General features: G+C 38.2%; 17 protein-coding genes. 1 reads left to right on the plus strand and 16 read right to left on the minus strand.

Annotation, left to right across the window (positions count from 1 at the left end; translation table 11 throughout):
* Positions 1 to 141: 141 nt before the first annotated feature.
* The 8 genes from Q1A47_RS07400 to Q1A47_RS07435 all read right to left on the minus strand — a co-directional run bounded on the left by Q1A47_RS07400 (position 142) and on the right by Q1A47_RS07435 (position 7647).
* On the minus strand, positions 142 to 771 hold the full coding sequence (locus tag Q1A47_RS07400; protein ID WP_121603957.1) for a thymidine kinase: 630 nt from the start codon (positions 769 to 771) through the stop codon (positions 142 to 144).
* A 254-nt stretch (positions 772 to 1025) separates the two neighbouring features.
* Positions 1026 to 1271, minus strand: coding sequence for a type B 50S ribosomal protein L31 (locus tag Q1A47_RS07405; RefSeq protein ID WP_026681797.1), 246 nt, complete (start codon positions 1269 to 1271; stop codon positions 1026 to 1028).
* A gap of 156 nt (positions 1272 to 1427) precedes the next feature.
* A complete protein-coding gene (gene rho / locus Q1A47_RS07410; protein ID WP_026681798.1) occupies positions 1428 to 2708 on the minus strand; it encodes a transcription termination factor Rho in 1281 nt (426 codons plus the stop codon).
* Positions 2709 to 3179: 471 nt separating this feature from the next.
* Positions 3180 to 4151: a class II fructose-bisphosphatase gene (glpX, locus tag Q1A47_RS07415; protein WP_026681799.1), complete on the minus strand. Its 972-nt coding sequence runs from the start codon at positions 4149 to 4151 to the stop codon at positions 3180 to 3182.
* Between the two features lie 84 nt (positions 4152 to 4235).
* On the minus strand, positions 4236 to 5522 hold the full coding sequence (locus tag Q1A47_RS07420; RefSeq protein ID WP_121603959.1) for a UDP-N-acetylglucosamine 1-carboxyvinyltransferase: 1287 nt from the start codon (positions 5520 to 5522) through the stop codon (positions 4236 to 4238).
* A 130-nt stretch (positions 5523 to 5652) separates the two neighbouring features.
* Entirely contained in the window at positions 5653 to 6294 is a 642-nt protein-coding gene (gene fsa / locus Q1A47_RS07425; protein ID WP_026681801.1) for a fructose-6-phosphate aldolase, read from the minus strand.
* A gap of 35 nt (positions 6295 to 6329) precedes the next feature.
* Positions 6330 to 7187 (minus strand): class II fructose-bisphosphate aldolase, encoded by an 858-nt coding sequence (locus tag Q1A47_RS07430; RefSeq protein WP_026681802.1) that lies wholly within the window; start codon positions 7185 to 7187, stop codon positions 6330 to 6332.
* Positions 7188 to 7287: 100 nt separating this feature from the next.
* Positions 7288 to 7647, minus strand: a complete 360-nt coding sequence (locus Q1A47_RS07435; RefSeq protein ID WP_026681803.1) for a response regulator — start codon at positions 7645 to 7647, stop codon at positions 7288 to 7290.
* An 867-nt stretch (positions 7648 to 8514) separates the two neighbouring features.
* On the opposite strand from Q1A47_RS07435, the gene Q1A47_RS07440 reads away from it, so the two are divergent.
* Positions 8515 to 8649, plus strand: coding sequence for a hypothetical protein (locus Q1A47_RS07440; protein WP_299631368.1), 135 nt, complete (start codon positions 8515 to 8517; stop codon positions 8647 to 8649).
* A gap of 306 nt (positions 8650 to 8955) precedes the next feature.
* Here Q1A47_RS07440 and Q1A47_RS07445 read toward each other — a convergent pair whose 3' ends face one another.
* The 8 genes from Q1A47_RS07445 to Q1A47_RS07480 form a co-directional block, all read right to left on the minus strand.
* The gene (locus Q1A47_RS07445) at positions 8956 to 10569 is read right to left on the minus strand and encodes a CTP synthase (RefSeq protein WP_026681805.1); all 1614 of its coding nucleotides are present in this window, start codon (positions 10567 to 10569) and stop codon (positions 8956 to 8958) included.
* A 238-nt stretch (positions 10570 to 10807) separates the two neighbouring features.
* Complete coding sequence (rpoE, locus tag Q1A47_RS07450) at positions 10808 to 11299, minus strand: DNA-directed RNA polymerase subunit delta (protein ID WP_026681806.1); 492 nt, start codon at positions 11297 to 11299, stop codon at positions 10808 to 10810.
* Between the two features lie 284 nt (positions 11300 to 11583).
* Positions 11584 to 12195, minus strand: coding sequence for a TetR/AcrR family transcriptional regulator (locus Q1A47_RS07455; RefSeq protein ID WP_034679226.1), 612 nt, complete (start codon positions 12193 to 12195; stop codon positions 11584 to 11586).
* Positions 12196 to 12224: 29 nt separating this feature from the next.
* Positions 12225 to 13370, minus strand: a complete 1146-nt coding sequence (locus tag Q1A47_RS07460; protein ID WP_026681808.1) for an acyl-CoA dehydrogenase — start codon at positions 13368 to 13370, stop codon at positions 12225 to 12227.
* Between the two features lie 12 nt (positions 13371 to 13382).
* Complete coding sequence (locus Q1A47_RS07465; RefSeq protein WP_026681809.1) at positions 13383 to 14516, minus strand: acyl-CoA dehydrogenase; 1134 nt, start codon at positions 14514 to 14516, stop codon at positions 13383 to 13385.
* A 32-nt stretch (positions 14517 to 14548) separates the two neighbouring features.
* Positions 14549 to 15400, minus strand: coding sequence for a 3-hydroxybutyryl-CoA dehydrogenase (locus tag Q1A47_RS07470; protein WP_166530103.1), 852 nt, complete (start codon positions 15398 to 15400; stop codon positions 14549 to 14551).
* Between the two features lie 44 nt (positions 15401 to 15444).
* The gene (locus Q1A47_RS07475) at positions 15445 to 16629 is read right to left on the minus strand and encodes an acetyl-CoA C-acetyltransferase (RefSeq protein WP_121603964.1); all 1185 of its coding nucleotides are present in this window, start codon (positions 16627 to 16629) and stop codon (positions 15445 to 15447) included.
* Positions 16630 to 16844: 215 nt separating this feature from the next.
* Positions 16845 to 18947 carry a (Fe-S)-binding protein gene (locus Q1A47_RS07480; RefSeq protein WP_026681812.1) on the minus strand — a complete coding sequence of 701 codons (2103 nt, stop codon included), beginning with the start codon at positions 18945 to 18947 and terminating at the stop codon, positions 16845 to 16847.
* Between the last annotated feature and the right edge of the window lie 562 nt (positions 18948 to 19509).

The following is a 19509-nucleotide window of genomic DNA, read 5'->3' on the forward strand; positions in this document are numbered from 1 at the left end:
ACTTCAATTAGTGGGGATTATATTTAATATAGAAACTGGAATATACGAGGCTCCTGCGAAAAAAGAAACGATGTAAAGCCCAAGAGGGCTGGACGCAGAAAGCGAGTATATTCCAGTATGTAGGTATGGAGCTGCTTTTAGTCAACCCCTTGATCTTGATAGCTTCGATAAGCTATTTAAAATAGTATTCGTTGGTTTATTAGGCACTTCGTGATGATGGCGGCATCTTGGCTCATAAGACTCCGATGCTCCGACTAAAATAATTGGATCATCATACGAAGCGGGCTTATTATTAATCAAACGTTGTGTACGGCTAGCTGGTGAACCGCAAATCGGACAGATGGCATTCAGCTTCGTCACCGACTCACTTAAAGCCATTAGCTTCGGCATTGGTCCAAATGGTTCTCCGCGAAAATCTGTATCCAAGCCAGCAGTAATCACACGAATCCCTTTATTTGCTAATTCTTCAACTGTGTCAACTATATTCTCATCAAAAAATTGGACCTCATCAATGCCAACGATGTCTACTTTTTCATCCATATGCTCTAATAACTCATCTGAACTACTCACCGGTCTAGCAATAATTGAAGTACCGTTATGCGAAACAACTGCCTCTTCTTCATATCGATTATCAATAGCTGGTTTAAACACTCGTACTGATAGGTTTGCATAGGTTGCTCGACGAACACGGCGGATTAGTTCTTCAGATTTACCAGAGAACATACTGCCACATATTACTTCGACCCAACCACTTTGCTTCATCACATACATGATAAGTGTCCTCTCTTTCAATAATTACAGTGTATCTTAGTAGTTTACCCGTCATTTATTTTACCTTACATGGAAATAAAGCATTTATTAAAAAACGCTGTTAATATATCAGAATAACATGATAACGTCTGGTTCGTCCTCTTTCCACATTCTCTCGTAGTAAAAAGTAAAAAACAGGCAAAGATTAGACGTTTTGCCTGTTTTTAAGGTTATTTTCAATAATTCTAGCTAGGACATCAACGTGTTCCTGCTATTTATTTCATATTATATTTTTTCTTGAATCGATCTACGCGGCCGCCAACTTTATCAGCTTTTTGTTTACCAGTGTAGAAAGGATGTGATTCTGAACTGATCTCCACACGAATCAATGGGTATGTGTTACCATCTTCCCACTCAATTGTTTCGTCAGAAGACTTTGTTGAACCACTCAAGAATTTAAAATCTGAGCTTGTATCAAGAAATACTACTTTTCTGTATTCTGGATGAATTTCCTTTTTCATGTTATTCCACTCCTTTTTGCCCTGAGTCCTTTGGAAACAGAGTTATTGTAAGAGCCGTCATAGGTACAATACCTTATCTAAACTCACATAAAAAGATTATAACAGTCTGGCCATCTGAATGCAATAGTATAGAATTAAATAATTGAAGTTGACGCTTTACCTCTTAGTGCCACGGCGTTTCATTTCTTCGTCCATTAATTGGAAAAATTCTTCATTATTTTTTGAAGATTTAAGCCGCCTTAGGAAACGTTCGAGGAAGTCATTTGAATCTTGCATTGTTTTACGGATTGCCCACATTTTATCTAGATGGGCTTTTTCTACAAGTAATTCTTCTTTTCTTGTACCTGAACGTAGAATATCAATTGCAGGAAAGATTCTACGTTGGGCAAGGTTACGATCTAAATGTAATTCCATGTTACCTGTGCCCTTGAACTCTTCATAAATTACATCATCCATCCGTGATCCTGTATCAACTAATGCTGTAGCAAGAATTGTAAAGCTTCCGCCTTCTTCAATATTTCTCGCTGCTCCAAAGAATCGTTTTGGACGGTGAAATGCCGCAGGATCAATACCACCAGAAAGTGTACGCCCGCTTGGAGGGATAACCAGATTGTATGCTCGCGCCAGCCGCGTAATACTATCCATTAGCACAATAACATCACGTTTATGCTCCACTAAACGCATTGCTCTTTCCAGCACTAATTCTGAAACTTTAATATGACTCTCTGGTACTTCATCAAATGTAGAACTTACTACATCAACATCAGGATGTACAGATCTTTCAATATCAGTTACTTCCTCTGGACGTTCATCAACAAGTAGAATAATAAGCTTTGCATCTGGATGGTTTTCAGAAATACTGTTTGCGATCTCTTTTAGAAGCATTGTTTTACCAGCTTTAGGGGGTGCAACAATTAAACCTCGTTGACCATAACCTACCGGTGTCATTAAATCAATGATACGCGTAGACAATTTATTTGTTTCTGTCTCAAGTTTCATTAGACGATCTGGATACAATGCCGTTAGAGCTGGGAAGTGAACTCTTTCCTTCGCTGTTTCAGGATCATCACCATTTACCGCATCTACATGTAATAACCCGTAATATCTTTCATTTTCTTTAGGTGGACGAACTTTACCAGATACTTTATCCCCATTTCGTAAATCAAAGCGACGAATTTGCGATGCAGATATATAAATATCCTCTGCACTCGGGGAATAATTAATAGGTCTTAAGAAGCCGAATCCTTCTGATGGAATAATCTCTAAAATCCCATCCATAAATAGATACCCATCTTTTTCAGCCTGTCCTTTTAAAATTGCAAAAATAAGTTCTTTTTTCGTTAACTTTGCATAATAAGAGACTTTATACTCCCTTGCTAATGCATAAATTTCTTTCAATGTTAACGTCTCCAGATGGGAGATAGTTAATCCTGCCATAAAATCACCACGCCTATTTAATATTAAACATAGAAAAAATATAATTACTAAAACCCATTGCATTATTACGAGTTTGTGATTTTCACTTCTTTTTTGGAAGGTCTGTCCTTGTAGAAATGAAGAAAATTTCGGAAGCTAGATTAGAAGTCCAACGATATAATCATGTATTAAACATATACCATAATACTCTTTTGATGATTAATATTCAACACCATAATGACAAATATCATAGAAAATCTTAAAGATTTAGAGGTTGTGTCATCATTTACATTGAGGTAGCTAGTGATTATTTATTACGTATATCACTAATTCCAATTATTGTTCGCTTTTAAAATACAGCACATGCTAAATTTTGTAGTTTATATAGAAAAGGAAGCCACTACACTTGACTGGCTTCCTTTTCTATCATCTCTAAAAAAGAAAGTATAGCTACACACAACAGTTGTAACCACATTTCATTATTTTCATACGTTATTCTGGTTTAATAACAAGATCAGGTTTTTTCTGCAGGCTATGCGCACCATCAATAAATCGTACTGTACCACTTTTCGCACGCATTACAATGGTTTCTGTTTTAGCCTTTGTACCCTTAAATTGTACACCTTTTAGTAATTCACCATCTGTTACACCAGTAGCCGCGAAAATAGCATCATCACCACTACAGAAGTCTTTCATCGTAAGTACTTTGTTCAAATCAGCTATTCCCATTTTTTCACAACGTTCTTCTTCCTCTGTGTTAGATGGCACGAGCTTCCCTTGCATTTCACCGCCTAGACATTTTAATGCAACTGCAGCTATAACCCCCTCAGGAGCACCACCAGTTCCCAGTAAAATGTCTACACCCGTTTCATCAAAAGCGGTGTTAATTGCACCTGCTACATCACCATTAGAAATTAATTTAATACGCGCTCCTGCGTCACGAATTTCTTGAATCAATTTCTCATGTCTAGGTCTATCTAGAACAGTTACCACAACATCTTCAACAGCTTTATTTTTTGCCTTTGCTACTGCCTGAAGGTTTTCTATCGTTGATGCATTGATATCAATCTTCCCAACAGCCTCTGGTCCAACAGCAATTTTCTGCATATACATATCTGGTGCATGTAATAATGTACCTTTGTCAGCAATAGCAATAACTGCTAGTGCATTCCATGAACCATTTGCAACAATACTTGTACCTTCAAGTGGATCAACAGCAACGTCTACTCCAGGTCCATGACCTGTGCCAAGCTGTTCCCCAATATATAACATTGGAGCTTCATCCATTTCTCCCTCACCGATAACTACAGTACCTTGCATTGGAATAGTATCAAATACATCACGCATAGCTGTTGTTGCTGCATCATCTGCTTCATCTTTTTTACCTCTACCCATCCAACGAGCAGATTTTAATGCGGCTGCTTCGGTAACCCGAACCAATTCCATTGTTAAACTTCTTTCCATTACGTATCTCTCCCTTTTGTAAAATATCCTCATCCCGAGAAGAATTTTTACAAAGGTATTCCCTAACCTTATGCTAACTTCTCTCTAAGAATTCTGTAGTTGTATAATTTCTTGATCTGTCAATTCTTCACGCCAAATTTTAGCACCTAGGTCGGTTAATTTATCTGTGATTTTCTCATATCCTCGATCAACATGATCGAGTCCAGTTATTTCGGTAACTCCATCTGCCATAAGTCCAGCAATTATTAATGCGGCACCTGCTCGGAGATCCGTAGCGTTAACTTTAGCAGCTTGTAGCTGAACGGGGCCAGAGACAATAGCAGATCCACCTTCTACTTTAATAGACGCATTCATTCTTCTTAATTCATCTATATGCTTTAAGCGAGCAGAATAAATCGTGTCTGTAACCACACCCGTATTTACCGCTTTCGTCAACAAGGTAGTAAATGGCTGTTGTAGGTCTGTCGGAAATCCTGGGTAAACAAGTGTTTTTATATCAACACTTTTCAATGGATTTTTAGGAGCAATAAGTAACTGTTCCGCACTCTCTTCAATAGATATCCCCATCTCACGTAGCTTAGCTAAAAGTGATTCCAAATGAGGAGGAATTACATTATCGATGATAACCTCTTTCCCTTGTGCTGCAGCAGCTATCGTGTAAGTACCTGCTTCAATACGATCAGGGATAATAGTATGTCTGCAACCATTAAGCGAAGGTACTCCTTCAATCCGGATTACATCCGTACCTACCCCTTTTATTTTTGCTCCCATATTCGTAAGCAGTGTAGCCACATCAATTATTTCAGGTTCCTTTGCAGCATTCTCAATAACTGTTTTTCCTTTTGCCTTTACTGCAGCTAACATGATATTGATTGTTGCACCAACGCTTACAACATCAAGGTAGATTCTTGCACCTCTAAGTTCATTCGCCCGAAGGTAAATAGCTCCTTGTTCATTCGTTACCTCTGCACCAAGTGCTTCAAACCCTTTAATATGCTGATCGATTGGACGTGGTCCTAAAAAACAACCACCCGGAAGTCCGATAACTGCCTTTTTAAATTTTCCTAGCATTGCTCCCATAAAATAATAGGAGGCTCTAAGCTTTTTCACTTTCCCATTAGGGAGAGGCATGGCAATCATATTCTCAGGATTGATATGAACGGTTTGTCCATCCCAGGAAACCGTACCACCGATTTCCTCAAGTAAATCGCCTAATGTATATACGTCTGAAATCTCTGGTAGTCCTTCAATAGTTACATTAGAATCAGCTAAAATCGCGGCTGGCAATAGCGCTACAGCACTATTCTTCGCTCCGCTGATTCGTACTTTGCCATTTAGAACATGGCCACCTTCAACTAACATTTTTTGCATTAAGATAACCCCACTTAGGCAAGGAACATGATTAGCATCGAATTATGCTAACATTGACTTGCAAACTTATTTGCAGCAAGCACTGCTGCTTCTGTTCCTTAGGATGTGTACTTCTTCCATTATTATGCAATTATTTTTGCTTATTCCAATCAGCAAGGAATTTCTCGATTCCCTGATCAGTTAATGGATGTTTTACCAGCTGCTCCAATACTTTAAACGGAATAGTAGCAATATGCGCACCCTTTTTAGCAGCATCTATAACATGTAGTGGATGACGTATGGAAGCCGCAATTATTTGTGCATGAATATCATGTTTATTAAATATCTCTGAAATGGTTTCAATTAATACCATACCGTCATGGCCAATATCATCTAATCTACCTAGAAAAGGTGAAACATACGTAGCTCCTGCACGCGCAGCAAGTAGCGCTTGATTAGCATTGAAAATTAGCGTAACGTTGGTTTTAATATTCAATTCGCTAAATGCTTTAACAGCTTTTAGTCCTTCCAATGTCATTGGAACTTTAACTGTTATGTTTGGTGCGATTGCCGCAAGTTCTTTCCCTTCACGAATCATTCCTTCTGCATCCTCGGAAATCACCTCTGCACTCACAGATCCAGAAACTTCTTCTGTGATTTCACGTAATCGATCGTGAAAAGATACATCCTCTTTAGAAACTAAACTTGGGTTAGTTGTGACACCATCTAAAACGCCAAGTGCATTTGCCTCACGAATTTCATCAATATTGGCTGTATCAATAAAGAATTTCATTGATTGTCGCCTCCTAACTAATAAGCTGTTACCGATTATGCTTGTTGTGATGAACCAAATTCACGCATCTTGCCAATAACGGTTTGCTTGATTGCTTCTGTACCAGGTCCTAGGTATTTACGTGGATCATAAAGCTCAGGCTTATCTTTTAATACTTGACGTACAGCGTTTGTTTGAGAGATTTGGTTCTCCGTATTCACATTGATTTTCGCAGTACCTAAAGAAATAGCACGCTGAATATCTTTAGTAGGGATTCCCGTACCACCATGTAAAACTAACGGTAATTTAACAGTTGAAAGAATTTCTTCCATTTCTTTAAATCCTAAATTGGGTTCTCCTTTGTATGGTCCGTGCACTGAACCAAGCGCTGGAGCTAAACAATCAATACCAGTTTGATCCACTAATTCTTTACATTCCTTTGGATCAGCATAAATAACACCGTCTGCTATCACATCATCTTCTTGACCACCAACTGTTCCCAATTCAGCTTCAACGGATACACCATGAAGATGAGCTAGTTCCACAACCTTTTTAGTAATTGCTATGTTTTCTTCAAGTGGATCATGAGATGCATCAATCATTACGGATGTAAAGCCAGCGTGAATAGCTTCTGCACACTTAGCAAAACTTGAACCATGATCTAAATGTATAGCAACAGGTACGGTTGTACCATACGATTCCATAAGTGCCTTCACCATTGATACAACAACGTTGAAGCCACCCATATATTTAGCAGCACCTTCTGATACCCCAAGGATTACTGGGGAGTTCTCTTCTTCTGCTGCCTGAAGAATCGCTTGTGCGTATTCCAGGTTATTTAAATTGAACTGACCAACTGCATAACCATTGTCTTTCCCTTTTTCTAGCATCTCTTTCATTGATACTAATGGCATATATATCCTCCTCTTAGATGAACTATGCACCTATTTGAAAATAATTTAATTACAATATTAGAATACCAACAACAACTCAAAGTCGCAACAATCCTGCTAGTCAACCAATAATTGATTTGACCAAATCACATACTTCTTGGATATTAAAAGGCTTCGTTAGCACACTTTCTACGTTGCTACAATCTTCATTCTCACGAATAACTTCTTCTGTTATACCGCTCATTACAATAGTTCGTGTAGATACACCTGTTTGATTCATCAATCGTATTACCTCGAATGCATTATAAATTGGCAGCTTATAATCAATCATTAATAATTGGAAAGAAGAGGAAGTGACTTTGTCCAATCCTTCTTTACCTGTTTTCGCAGTTTCCACATGATAACCTTCATTTGTAAGGATATCTGTCAGTAGCATACAGATTCCAGGTTGGTCATCGACAATTAAAATTTTCTTTTTCATATAATGAATATCCCCTTTCCAAAAGCATTTATCCCCCATCACTTATATTCTATATGAACAAGATGATATCCTGCTGTCATATTAGGTTTTTACTGATTATACATACTCAACTCGTAAGAAGCGCAAGGAAATAGACTAAGAAAAACTGAGCAAAATTCGCTCAGTCCTTATCACTAAATGCTCAGATTTACGCTTCCTCTAGTAGCTATTATGGAATAATAGCTACTGCTTGACCACCACTCCGGCTGCCCACTTCCCTTTCCGTGGGGTTTGTCCTTCAGCTAACTTTTTTAGCAAAACCCGCTCAAAAAAGTGGATCTTCAGGTCAAACATTTCCCACAGGAGTTGAAGTGGCCGGCCTTCGCTATTATCAGGCTCTACAACGCTAGCATGAAGTAACACAGCTGCTTTTATACTCACGGATAGCGATTTTCACTTTACCCATTGTAAAAAAAGTCAACCTATTACTTATGACAGAATTGTTGCACCTTCTCATAGCGGAGACTAATTACGTAGACTCCTGCGGGAATTGCGCGAGCCGAAAATCCACTTTGCAACGTGTTCTTCTTTGCAAAGTTAGTTGAGGCCGTGCCCACGGAAAGCGAAGTAATTAGTCGGAGCACCAATATACATCAAACATTTCAAAATAACTACTTGGCTTAACGCAGTCATTGCACCGATTTTATACTTTCTTAACTTAGTACAAAAAAACATTCATTTCCCTTAAAGCAACAGAAGAGGGTTTTTTAAAAGGAGGAAAGACTCCAGCGAAAAGTGGGCAACCAAAGCGCGTACGCCTGACAAAATAGTGAAACGCTTTTATAAAGTGAAACTTCAATCAGTGGGGATTTTGTATACCCTCACTGATTGTTCGTACCACAAGGGTATGATCTAAAGGCCTTTAAACCAATCGGACATTTACTGGCAGTCGATCCCCACTTATCCATATTGGGTTCATCATTGCGTGAGGTGGGGGCTTACTGCCTATTATATGTAAGATAAATCCAGAGGCAATCCTTACAAGCTGAACTGAGATACTCTCTATGACATGATGAATGGTGTAAGCTATATCATTTTCTTGAAGTTTGATTTCTAAATCTAGCGGCAAAATTATTTGATTCATGTTATAATGTTTAAACATAAAAGGATGCCTCCGATTCTGTTATGGTGTGGTTACTTTAACTTTATCAGAAGGTATCCTTTTTGCGTACAAAAATTATTAAATTAGATAAAAAAGTGTCACACACCAATCAACTGGTGCGTGACACTTTTTTATTCTACTGGGTTTTGTCCCAGCCTCTTGATCCATTATTTTTTCGCTTCATTTTGTTTTACTGCTGCTCCAATAAATCCTTTAAATAACGATTGAGGTCTTGTTGGACGGGAGGTAAACTCCGGATGAAATTGACTAGCAACAAACCATGGATGATCTTCAATTTCAATTGTTTCAACAAGTCGACCATCTGGACTTGTACCAGAAAAGACAAATCCATGTTCTATCATTTGGTCACGATACGCATTGTTAAACTCGTAACGGTGTCGATGTCTTTCTTCAATAAATTCTTCACCATCATAAGCTGCTCTTGTTTTCGTATTGTCTTGAAGCTTGCAAGGATATATACCTAACCTCAATGTACCACCTAAGTCAGAAACATCTTTCTGCTCTGGTAATAAATCAATAATTGGATAAGGTGTACTCGGATCAATTTCTGCTGAATGTGCTCCTTGCAAATCCAGTACATTACGAGCAAACTCAACTGTTGCTAGTTGCATCCCTAAACAAATTCCCAAAAATGGGATTTTATTTTCTCTAGCATATTGAATAGCTACAATTTTCCCTTCTATACCACGATCTCCAAATCCTCCCGGAACTAAGATACCATCTACATTTTCTAAAGATTTATGAATCGTTTCCTGATCTAGCTTCTCAGAATTAATCCAATGTACATTAATATCTGCATCATAAACAAAACCAGCGTGTTTTAATGCTTCGACAACGGAAATATATGCATCCGGTAATTCAACATATTTCCCAACAAGTGCGATATCCACTTTTTTGGATAAATTACGTACTTTAGATACAAGCGTTTTCCACTCTTCCATATCTGCTTCTTGGCAATCAAGTCCAAAATGACTACATGTTAGTTGATCTAATTGCTGTTCCTGCAAGGAGATAGGCACTTGATATAGCGTATCTGCATCTCGCATTTCTATAACCGCTTTTTCATTAATATCACAGAATAAAGCAATTTTTTCCTTCATTTCTTTGCTAATCGCACTTTCTGTACGTAATACAATTACATCAGGTTGAATTCCTAGCGAACGTAACTCTTTAACACTATGTTGGGTAGGCTTCGTTTTCATTTCACCAGCAGCCTTAATATAAGGAACAAGCGTACAATGCAAATACATTACACTATCTCTTCCTACATCCTTCTTGATTTGACGAATTGCTTCTAAAAATGGCAAGGATTCAATATCACCTACTGTGCCACCGATTTCGGTTATCACTACATCTGCACCTGTTGCTTCACCGGCACGAAAAACTTGCTCTTTAATTTCATTAGTAATATGTGGAATGACTTGAACTGTTCCACCTAAATAATCGCCTCTGCGTTCTTTACGAATTACACTCGAATAGACTTTACCGGTTGTTATATTACTATATTTATTCAGATTAATATCAATAAATCGTTCATAATGCCCCAAGTCCAAATCTGTTTCCGCGCCGTCCTGGGTTACATATACTTCCCCGTGCTGATAAGGACTCATCGTTCCAGGATCAACATTAATATATGGGTCAAACTTTTGAATAGTTACCTTTAGACCGCGATTTTTCAACAAACGTCCCAAGGAAGCAGCTGTAATTCCTTTCCCTAAAGAAGATACAACTCCTCCAGTCACAAATATATACTTTGTCATCGTCTTTCCCTCTTTCTTTACATGATTTTCTTATCTTGATTTGTTAAATGAATGGGTAAATGATGGGTAGCTTTATCTATTACATTTATCTTGTACTTATCTGCTGAAAAATAATAAAAGCGCCTCCCCAAGTTGGATGGGGAAACGCTTCGATAATTAAAATAAAAGAGCCCAATTTAAATTGTACTGATCCAGCTATAAAAAGTCAAGCTTACTTCAAATCCATTATTTAACACTTTTAACGCTCTAACTCTTCATTATCGTCATCGTCTTCTTCATAATCCTCATCATTTTCATCAAATTCTTCATCGAATTCCTCATCAATCTCTTCATCCATATCATCGATATCAAAATCGTCTTCAAAAATCTCTAGATCATCTTCTACAACATCTAAATCATCTTCTACATCTTCTTCTTTTTTCTTCTTCGCTTTTTTCTTCTTTTTAGGTGCGACGGTAACTTCTTCATCCATTTGCTCTACAGGATACCAGCGTTTTAATCCCCACATATTTGAACCAGTAGTAATAAAACGACCATCTACGTTCAAATCCGTATAAAATTGGGCAATATTAGCTTCTTTTTCTCCGTCTGTAAATCCTTTTAATTCTGCTATCTTATCAAATACGTCTTTAAAATGAAAAGCTTTTTTCTCATCCAAAAGAATTAAATTAGCTACTTCAATCATAGACATATGTTGAATTTCTTCGTGGCTATAATTTTTCAAGCTCACGGTAACGCACTCCCTTTACTTGTATATTGATGGCTTATTTTGCCTAATTTAACTATTTGTTTATTGAATAAGTATTTCTAGTAGTCTTCCTACTACCTTTAACCATACCATACATTATAAACAAATATACAGGGTTTATGCTAGCAATTAAGCAGAAAAAATATGAAGCTTTTTACGGTTTCACTATTTTTTAATATTTAGAAGTCTAAAAATAGCATACATATGCAGTAGTACTTTTTTGTAAATCTTGATATATTGAATTTAAGAAGTAATCGGTGATGGATTTATTCCGAAGCAGTTATACTGCTCATCAAAAAATGGATCTGTCTATCCATGTACTCTTCAAGCGTAAATTGTTTTTGTAGCATCCATCTTCTAAACCCCCACATTTGTCCTTGTATAAAAATATTATTTGCTAGCAATTCTCGATCTCGCTGAGAAATTGAACCGGGAAAACAAGTAGAGATGACACGCTCAAGCATAGATACCATGTCTCTTTCCTTTTGCAATACATATTCTTTTATCTCTTTTTCTAAAGATTTCACTTCCTGATACATAATAAGTACTTCTTCTTGCATTTCATCCATTAATCGGAAATATGAACGAATTGCATTTTTAAAATGATCCACAGACGAATTATTCAAATCAATCTGCGCTTCTAAACGTTCAGACACCTGCTGATAAATAGAATCACATACAAGAAATAGCACATCTTCCTTCGTCCTAATATATTCATATAAGGTTCCAATGCTGAAGCCTGATGCCTTAGCTATTTCTCTGGTCGTCGTACGATGAAATCCTTTTTCTTTAAAAAGCGTCATTGCACCTTTAATCATTTGATTTCTGCGCTTTTCTACTAACTCTTGATCTTTTATGGAAGAAAGAATGGGATCCATATTCTTCTTCACCTCCTACTTCTACCGATCTACTTTCCGGAAGTTATCATTCTTCCTATTACTAAGCGTTGTATTTCATTGGTACCTTCATATATTTGTGTAATCTTGGCATCACGCATAAACCGTTCAACTGGATAATCTTTCGTATAGCCATAACCACCAAATATCTGAACCGCTTCAACCGAGATCCGCATCGCTGCATCCCCTGCAAACAGCTTTGACATGGCCGAAGCTTTTCCATAAGGCTGCCCCTCCGACTCTAGCCAGGCAGCTTGATAAGTTAAAAGTCTTGCCGCTTCTATCTCCGTTGCCATATCTGCAAGTTTAAAAGAAATACCCTGATTATGAGCGATAGGCTTGCCAAATTGTTCTCTTTCTTTTGCATAAGCGGCAGCAGCATCTAATGCTCCTTGGGCAATACCTAGCGCTTGTGCAGCTATTCCATTGCGTCCTCCATCTAGCGTTGACATTGCAATTTTGAACCCTTCACCTTCACTACCTAACAGATTCTCTTTAGGAACTCGACAATTTTCAAATACGAGTTCTGTTGTAGGTGAGGAACGTATACCTAACTTCTTTTCTTTTTTACCAAATGTAAAGCCTTTTGTACCTTTTTCTACAATGAATGCGCTAATTCCTTTATGTTGCTTATCTGCATCTGTTTTTGCAAATACGATATAAATATCTGCTACACCACCATTAGTAATCCACACCTTGTTTCCATTTAAAACAAAATGATCCGCTTCTTCCTTTGCCGTGGTTTTCATGGAGACAACATCACTACCAGCCCCTGGCTCAGACAGTGCGTACGCTCCAAGCGCTTCACCTGTAGCTAGCCGTGTAAGGAAATTCTTTTTCTGTTCTTCATTTCCATATTTGTAGATTGGCCAGCTCGCCAATGATACATGCGCAGATAGCGTAACTCCTGTCGAAGCACAAACACGGGAAAGCTCCTCTACAGTAATGACATAACTCATGTAATCTGCGCCTATTCCTCCATATGCTTCTGGCCAAGGTATCCCCGTTAATCCTAGTTCAGCCAGTTTATGAAAGATTTCTCTATCAAACCGTTCTTCTTCGTCACGTTCAGCTGCGGTTGGTTCAACCTCTTTTTTGGCAAATTCTGCAACCATTTTTCGCAGCATTTGCTGTTCATCTGACAGTTGAAAGTTCATTACTGTCCCCCCTTAGTTATTAAGTAGATGTTTGGCAATTACGATATGCTGTATTTCACTAGTACCTTCATAAATCTCGGTAATCTTGGCGTCTCTAAATAACCTTTCCACAGGATAATCCTCGGTATAACCATAACCACCATATATTTGCACTGCCTCAATGGCATTTTGAACAGCAGCCTTCGATGCATATAGTTTTGCCATGGAAACTTCCTTCCCACAGTCGTTCCCCTGTTCAACAAGAGAAGCAGCTTGATAAACAAGTAACCTTGCAGCTTCTGATCGAGTTGCCATATCAGCTAATTTAAAGGAGATTCCTTGATTATCTGCAATAGACACACCAAATTGTTTTCGTTCCTTTGCATAATTTGTTGCATATTGCACAGCTGCTTCACCTATACCTAAAGCTTGAGCTGCGATTCCAATTCTTCCAATATTTAAATTATGCATGGCTATGTTAAATCCTTCACCTTCTTTTCCTAGCAGCTGCTCTTGTGGTATTTCGCATTGATCAAATGTTAAAGAAACGGTATTAGATCCATGTAATCCCATCTTTTTTTCTCTTTTCCCAATGCTTAATCCAGGCGTGTCTTTCTCAACGATAAAAGCGCTTATATCCTTCTTTCCATCGCCAGTACGAGCAAAAGTGATATATGTATTTGCTTCTCCACCATTTGTGATAAAAATTTTTGATCCGTTCAATATATACTTGTCTCCATGTCTTACTGCCCTTGTCCTTAAACCACTTGCATCTGAACCAGCACCAGACTCCGTTAATGCAAAAGCACCAATATATTGACCAGATGCTAATTTTGGTAAGTAGTACTGTTTTTGTTTATCAGTCCCAAAATAAAGAATTGGATTTGTTCCCACAGAAGTGTGGACAGATAGTATAACACCAATGGTTGCACTAACTTTTGAAATTTCGTGAATGGTTTGAATATAGGATGTGTAATCCATTCCAGCTCCGCCATATTCTTCTGGGATTGGGATACCCATTAACCCTAAATCCCCCATCTTCTTTAAGACTTCTCGTGGAAATCTATCTTCTGCTTCCATCCGTGGGATTTCTTGAACGATTTCTGTTTCTGCGAAATCTTTTACCATTTTACGTAGCATTTTTTGCTCTTCGGTTACCTGTACCATTAGTATTCCCCCTTTTGTCGATTCATGTTGAATCAGTTATACACATAAAAACCTTTTCCTGACTTTTTCCCAAGCCAACCAGCTTTGACATATTGTCTAAGTAACGGACAAGGGCGATACTTACTATCCGCAAAGCCTTCATGAAGAACTTCCATAATATATAGACATGTATCTAAGCCAATAAAATCTGCAAGCGTAAGTGGCCCCATCGGATGATTCATTCCTAGTTTCATAGATGTATCAATATCCTCTACGGAGGCTATACCTTCATATAATGTATAAATGGCTTCGTTAATCATCGGCATCAAGATTCGGTTGGAAACAAAACCCGGAAAATCATTGACCGCAATTGGTGTTTTACTTAATTTCTTCGCCATATCTTCAATGATTTGGTAGGTTTGATCACTTGTTTGTAAGCCGCGAATAATTTCAACGAGCTTCATTACCGGAACAGGATTCATAAAATGCATACCGATAACCTGCTCCGGTCTGTCTGTTACTGCAGCTATTTCGGTTATTGGTAAGGATGAGGTGTTAGACGCAAGAATCGCATCGGCGGGAGCGATGACGTCTAATTGGCGAAAAATGTTTGTCTTTACCTCCATATTCTCAATAACCGCTTCAATAATTAAATTAGCTTTGGAAGCATCCTGTAGCGTTTCTGATACAGATAAGCGTTGTAGCGTTTCCAATTTTTCTTGCTCTGTTATCCTTTTTTTTAGCACAGACCGATCCAATAGCTTCTGAATCGTCTGCATCCCTCTTTCCAATGCAACAGCATTGTTATCATTCAATTGTACTTTGAGACCTGATTGTGCACACACCTGTGCAATACCTGCTCCCATTTGTCCTGCGCCAACTACCATAACTCGTTTAATTTCCATGTTTTACCTCCTTTAGAATCCCTTTGTATATACGTTTATTGCTATTACTTCGGTACCTCAATCAATATTGCATCCCCTTGGCCACCGCCACTACAAATAGCAGCAATACCTAAACCACCGCCTCTGCGTCTTAATTCGTATATTAACGTTAAGATAATTCTCGCTCCGCTCGCTCCAATTGGATGTCCTAAAGCGACCGCTCCTCCGTTCACATTTACCTTCTCCTTATCAATTCCTGCTATCTTTCCACTTGCTAATGAAACTGCCGCAAAAGCCTCATTGATTTCAAATAAATCAATATCATCCTTTTTATACCCTGTCTTCTCTAGCAGCTTATTAATAACAAGCCCTGGTGTTTTCGGAAAATCTTTCGCAGGAACAGCTATTTCTGTATGCCCTTGGATGATTGCAAGTGGTGTTTTTTCCAGTTCCTCAGCTTTTTCATCTGACATTACCACAAAGGCACAAGCACCATCGTTAACACCAGGAGCATTCCCAGCTGTAATCGTTCCATCCGTGTCAAAGGCAGGTCTTAACGTACTTAATTTTTCTAGACTTGTATCTTTCCGAGGGGCTTCGTCCGTATCAACGATAACTGCATCCCCTTTACGCTGAGGGATTTCTACTGGAATGATTTCTTTAGCAAATTTCCCTTCCTCTATCGCTTTAACTGCACGTTGATGACTTTGGTACGCCCATTCATCCTGCTCTTCTCTAGTCAATTCGTACTCTTGAGCTGTTGAGTTTCCATAAACACCCATATGAACACCCTTAAAGGAACAGGTTAAGCCATCGTGGACCATCATATCGATTACTTTCTTATCACCCATGCGATTACCCCACCGAGCATCAGGAAGAATATACGGGGCATTGCTCATACTCTCCATTCCTCCAGCTACAATTACTTCTTCATCACCTAGCCGAATTAATTGATCAGCTAGTGTTACACTACGTAATCCAGAAGCACATACTTTATTAATGGTTTCTGTTTTTACCTCCCATGGAATACCTGCTTCTCTTGCTGCTTGACGAGATGGTATTTGTCCTTGTCCACCTTGCAAAACATTTCCCATAATCACTTCATGAATATCTGCGCCATTCATATCCGCACGTTTTAATGCTTCTCCAATTGCCTTACCGCCAAGTTGCGATGCCGTTAATGGCTTTAACGCACCTCCAAATTTACCAAAAGGCGTTCTTGCACCTGCGATAATTACTGATTTTCTCATCTTAAAACATCCCTTCTTTTTTTGATTACGCTTTCTTTATGATTGAACGCTCGCTCAAACAATCTTCTAATAAAAAGCTTGGCATAACCTCCAACCAAGACGCGACGTTGCTTTTCATTTATTGGAAAATAGAGGAGGATGGCTCCCCCTCACATTTCTCTGAGTAAACCGTTGCTTTTCCATAAATATAATAAACGTAATATATAACTAGCTGCTTAAGCACTCTTTACCTCTTCTTCTCTAAACACAGATAACGCAAGTATTTCTGCTACGTCCATCGTGCTAATATCCTCTTCTACTTCTTTTGCTTTTGTACCATCACTTATCATTGTTAAACAGTATGGACATGCACTAGATATCATGTTTGGCTGTACTGCCATCGCTTGCTCCGTACGTGCTACATTAATTCGGTTACCGGTTGTCTCCTCTGACCACATAAGTCCCCCGCCAGCACCACAGCACATACCATTCTCCTTGCTGCGATTCATCTCTACTAATTCTAATCCTGGAATGGAACGAAGTATTTCTCTAGGAGGATCATACACTCCGTTATATCTTCCTAAATAGCATGAATCATGATAAGTTAGACGCTGATTTATTTCACGTTGTGGTTCAAGCTTTCCATTTAGAACTAAATCATATAGTAATTGCGTATGATGGTATACTTCAGCTTCAAATCCAAAATCAGGGTATTCATTTTTAAAAATATTATAAGCATGTGGATCAATGGTAACGATTTTCTGAACATTATTTTTTGTGAATTCTTTAATGTTCTTCTCAGCAATTTCCTGGAATAAAAACTCATTTCCTATTCTCCGAGCTGTGTCTCCTGAATTGGCCTCTTTATTGCCTAAAATTGCAAAGCTTATACCTGCTTGATTCATTAATTTAGCAAATGCAATAGCAATTTTTTGACTTCTGCTATCATAAGCCCCCATTGAGCTTACCCAAAATAAATATTCAAATTCCTTATCTTCTTTCTTCAACTCTTTTACTGTAGGGATATATACTGCTTCATCCTGCTCTCGCCACTTGATTCGATCTTTTTTAGACAGTCCCCAAGGGTTTCCTTGCCTTTCAATATTCATCACCGCACGTTGGACGTCCTGATCCATTTTCCCTTCCGTCATAACAAGATAGCGGCGCATATCAATAATAGTTCCTACATGTTCATTATTTACCGGACACGCATCCTCACAATTTCGACATGTCGTACACCCTGATAATTCTTCTTCTGTAATAACGTCTCCGATAAGACTTGCGCTTTGAACCGTTGCTGCTGCTTCATTATCTGCACTTGCACTGTTTCCTTGAGTATTTGAAAAAGCATATGCAGGAACCCATGGTGATTTACCAGTAATAGCTGCGCCCTTCTCCGTCAAATGATCACGTACTTTAATCATTATGTCCATTGGTGACAGCATTTTTCCTGAACCAGCTGCAGGGCATACATCTGTACATCTACCACACTCGACACATGCGTAGAAGTCTATCATTTGATGCTGCTCAAAATCTTCTACCTTGCCTACGCCGAAAGAAATCTCTTCTTCGTCTGCTTCTTCATCCATATCAAAATCAAGTTTTTTTAGCTTGCCTGGTACACGCTTACTTAAAAACACATTTACAGGCGCAGCCAATAAGTGAGCATGTTTAGATTGTGGTACATAAACTAAGAAAGTTAGAATTGTAATTGTATGCACCCACCATGCTATATAAAATAGTACCATTGCTACCGTCGGTGTAATCCATCCAAATACTAATGCTATGGAACTAGCAATTGGCTCAGTCCAAGTCGGATCATGTCCATGCCATAGAAGTGCCATTCCATTTCCAAATAACACGGAAATCATTAAAGTCCCAATAAATATTAGCACTAGTCCCGCTTTAAACCCTCGCTTCAGTCGGACAAGCTTTTCCATATAACGGCGATAAAATGCCCATGCTACTGCGACAAGAATCATTAATGTAACTAACTCTTGGAAGAATACAAACCCTGGATAGAATATACCGAGTGGTAAGTGATTGTCCGGAGATAGCCCTTTTATAAACATATCAATAGCACCGAATTGGACAAGAATAAACCCATAGAACATCATGACATGAATAATACCGGATTTTTTATCCTTTAATAATTTTGATTGTCCAAACACAATTTTTCCAATTCTTCTGAATCTTTCTTTGAAATCACGATCAAATTCTGATTTTCTGCCTAGCCTAATATAGGCTACTCTAGTTGCCACAACCTTAACGAATAGGTAAATACCATAGATTGTGATTGCTACAAAGGCCAATGCGTTAATAAGCAGAAATGTTTCCATTCATTCGCTCCCCCTAATCATGTAGTAATCTATTATAATGTGAAATTTTCATTGTTACTAACAATGAAAGATTTATAACCACCATGATAGCGATTCCATTTTTCAGAAAAATAACTTCATTTAAAATCTTATGTATCCCTACTATAAAATATGAATGATCATTCAGTCAACCTTTTTTTGCTATAGGCGATTTCACCTTCTGTTTCACTATGCAACAGTATATAGGTTAGAATGCAGGTAGATAGTAATAGATCAATGCTATCTTAATTATTCCAAATAAACATACTATTCACAAGTATCAACTCCAATAAATCAAAATCTCCTCTTTGCTTCCGCGGAAGTTGGAATGTTGCCCACGTAATGCGAAGTGTATATCCCCTGCAGGGTCAGGATTGCTGTATAGAGTAAAGCTTCAATCATTTGGGGTATTACTGCCAGCTATATGTGGGATAAAGAATTAAGAAAAACGGAGCAAAATTCGCTCCGTCCTTATCACTAAATGCTCAGATTTACGCTTCCTCTAGTAGCTATTATGGAATAATAGCTACTGCTTGACCACCAC

It is taken from the genome of uncultured Virgibacillus sp. (genome assembly GCF_947495635.1).
Lineage (GTDB): Bacteria > Bacillota > Bacilli > Bacillales > Amphibacillaceae > Virgibacillus > Virgibacillus salarius.

What these genes read in the sequence shown, in the direction of transcription:
- Q1A47_RS07400 (WP_121603957.1), bottom strand. Translation starts at nt 771, where the DNA reads ATGTATGTGATGAAGCAAAGTGGTTGGGTCGAAGTAATATGTGGCAGT.
- Q1A47_RS07405 (WP_026681797.1), bottom strand. Translation starts at nt 1,271, where the DNA reads ATGAAAAAGGAAATTCATCCAGAATACAGAAAAGTAGTATTTCTTGAT.
- rho (WP_026681798.1), bottom strand. Translation starts at nt 2,708, where the DNA reads ATGGCAGGATTAACTATCTCCCATCTGGAGACGTTAACATTGAAAGAA.
- glpX (WP_026681799.1), bottom strand. Translation starts at nt 4,151, where the DNA reads ATGGAAAGAAGTTTAACAATGGAATTGGTTCGGGTTACCGAAGCAGCC.
- Q1A47_RS07420 (WP_121603959.1), bottom strand. Translation starts at nt 5,522, where the DNA reads ATGCAAAAAATGTTAGTTGAAGGTGGCCATGTTCTAAATGGCAAAGTA.
- fsa (WP_026681801.1), bottom strand. Translation starts at nt 6,294, where the DNA reads ATGAAATTCTTTATTGATACAGCCAATATTGATGAAATTCGTGAGGCA.
- Q1A47_RS07430 (WP_026681802.1), bottom strand. Translation starts at nt 7,187, where the DNA reads ATGCCATTAGTATCAATGAAAGAGATGCTAGAAAAAGGGAAAGACAAT.
- Q1A47_RS07435 (WP_026681803.1), bottom strand. Translation starts at nt 7,647, where the DNA reads ATGAAAAAGAAAATTTTAATTGTCGATGACCAACCTGGAATCTGTATG.
- Q1A47_RS07445 (WP_026681805.1), bottom strand. Translation starts at nt 10,569, where the DNA reads ATGACAAAGTATATATTTGTGACTGGAGGAGTTGTATCTTCTTTAGGG.
- Q1A47_RS07455 (WP_034679226.1), bottom strand. Translation starts at nt 12,195, where the DNA reads ATGGATCCCATTCTTTCTTCCATAAAAGATCAAGAGTTAGTAGAAAAG.
- Q1A47_RS07460 (WP_026681808.1), bottom strand. Translation starts at nt 13,370, where the DNA reads ATGAACTTTCAACTGTCAGATGAACAGCAAATGCTGCGAAAAATGGTT.
- Q1A47_RS07465 (WP_026681809.1), bottom strand. Translation starts at nt 14,516, where the DNA reads ATGGTACAGGTAACCGAAGAGCAAAAAATGCTACGTAAAATGGTAAAA.
- Q1A47_RS07470 (WP_166530103.1), bottom strand. Translation starts at nt 15,400, where the DNA reads ATGGAAATTAAACGAGTTATGGTAGTTGGCGCAGGACAAATGGGAGCA.
- Q1A47_RS07475 (WP_121603964.1), bottom strand. Translation starts at nt 16,629, where the DNA reads ATGAGAAAATCAGTAATTATCGCAGGTGCAAGAACGCCTTTTGGTAAA.
- Q1A47_RS07480 (WP_026681812.1), bottom strand. Translation starts at nt 18,947, where the DNA reads ATGGAAACATTTCTGCTTATTAACGCATTGGCCTTTGTAGCAATCACA.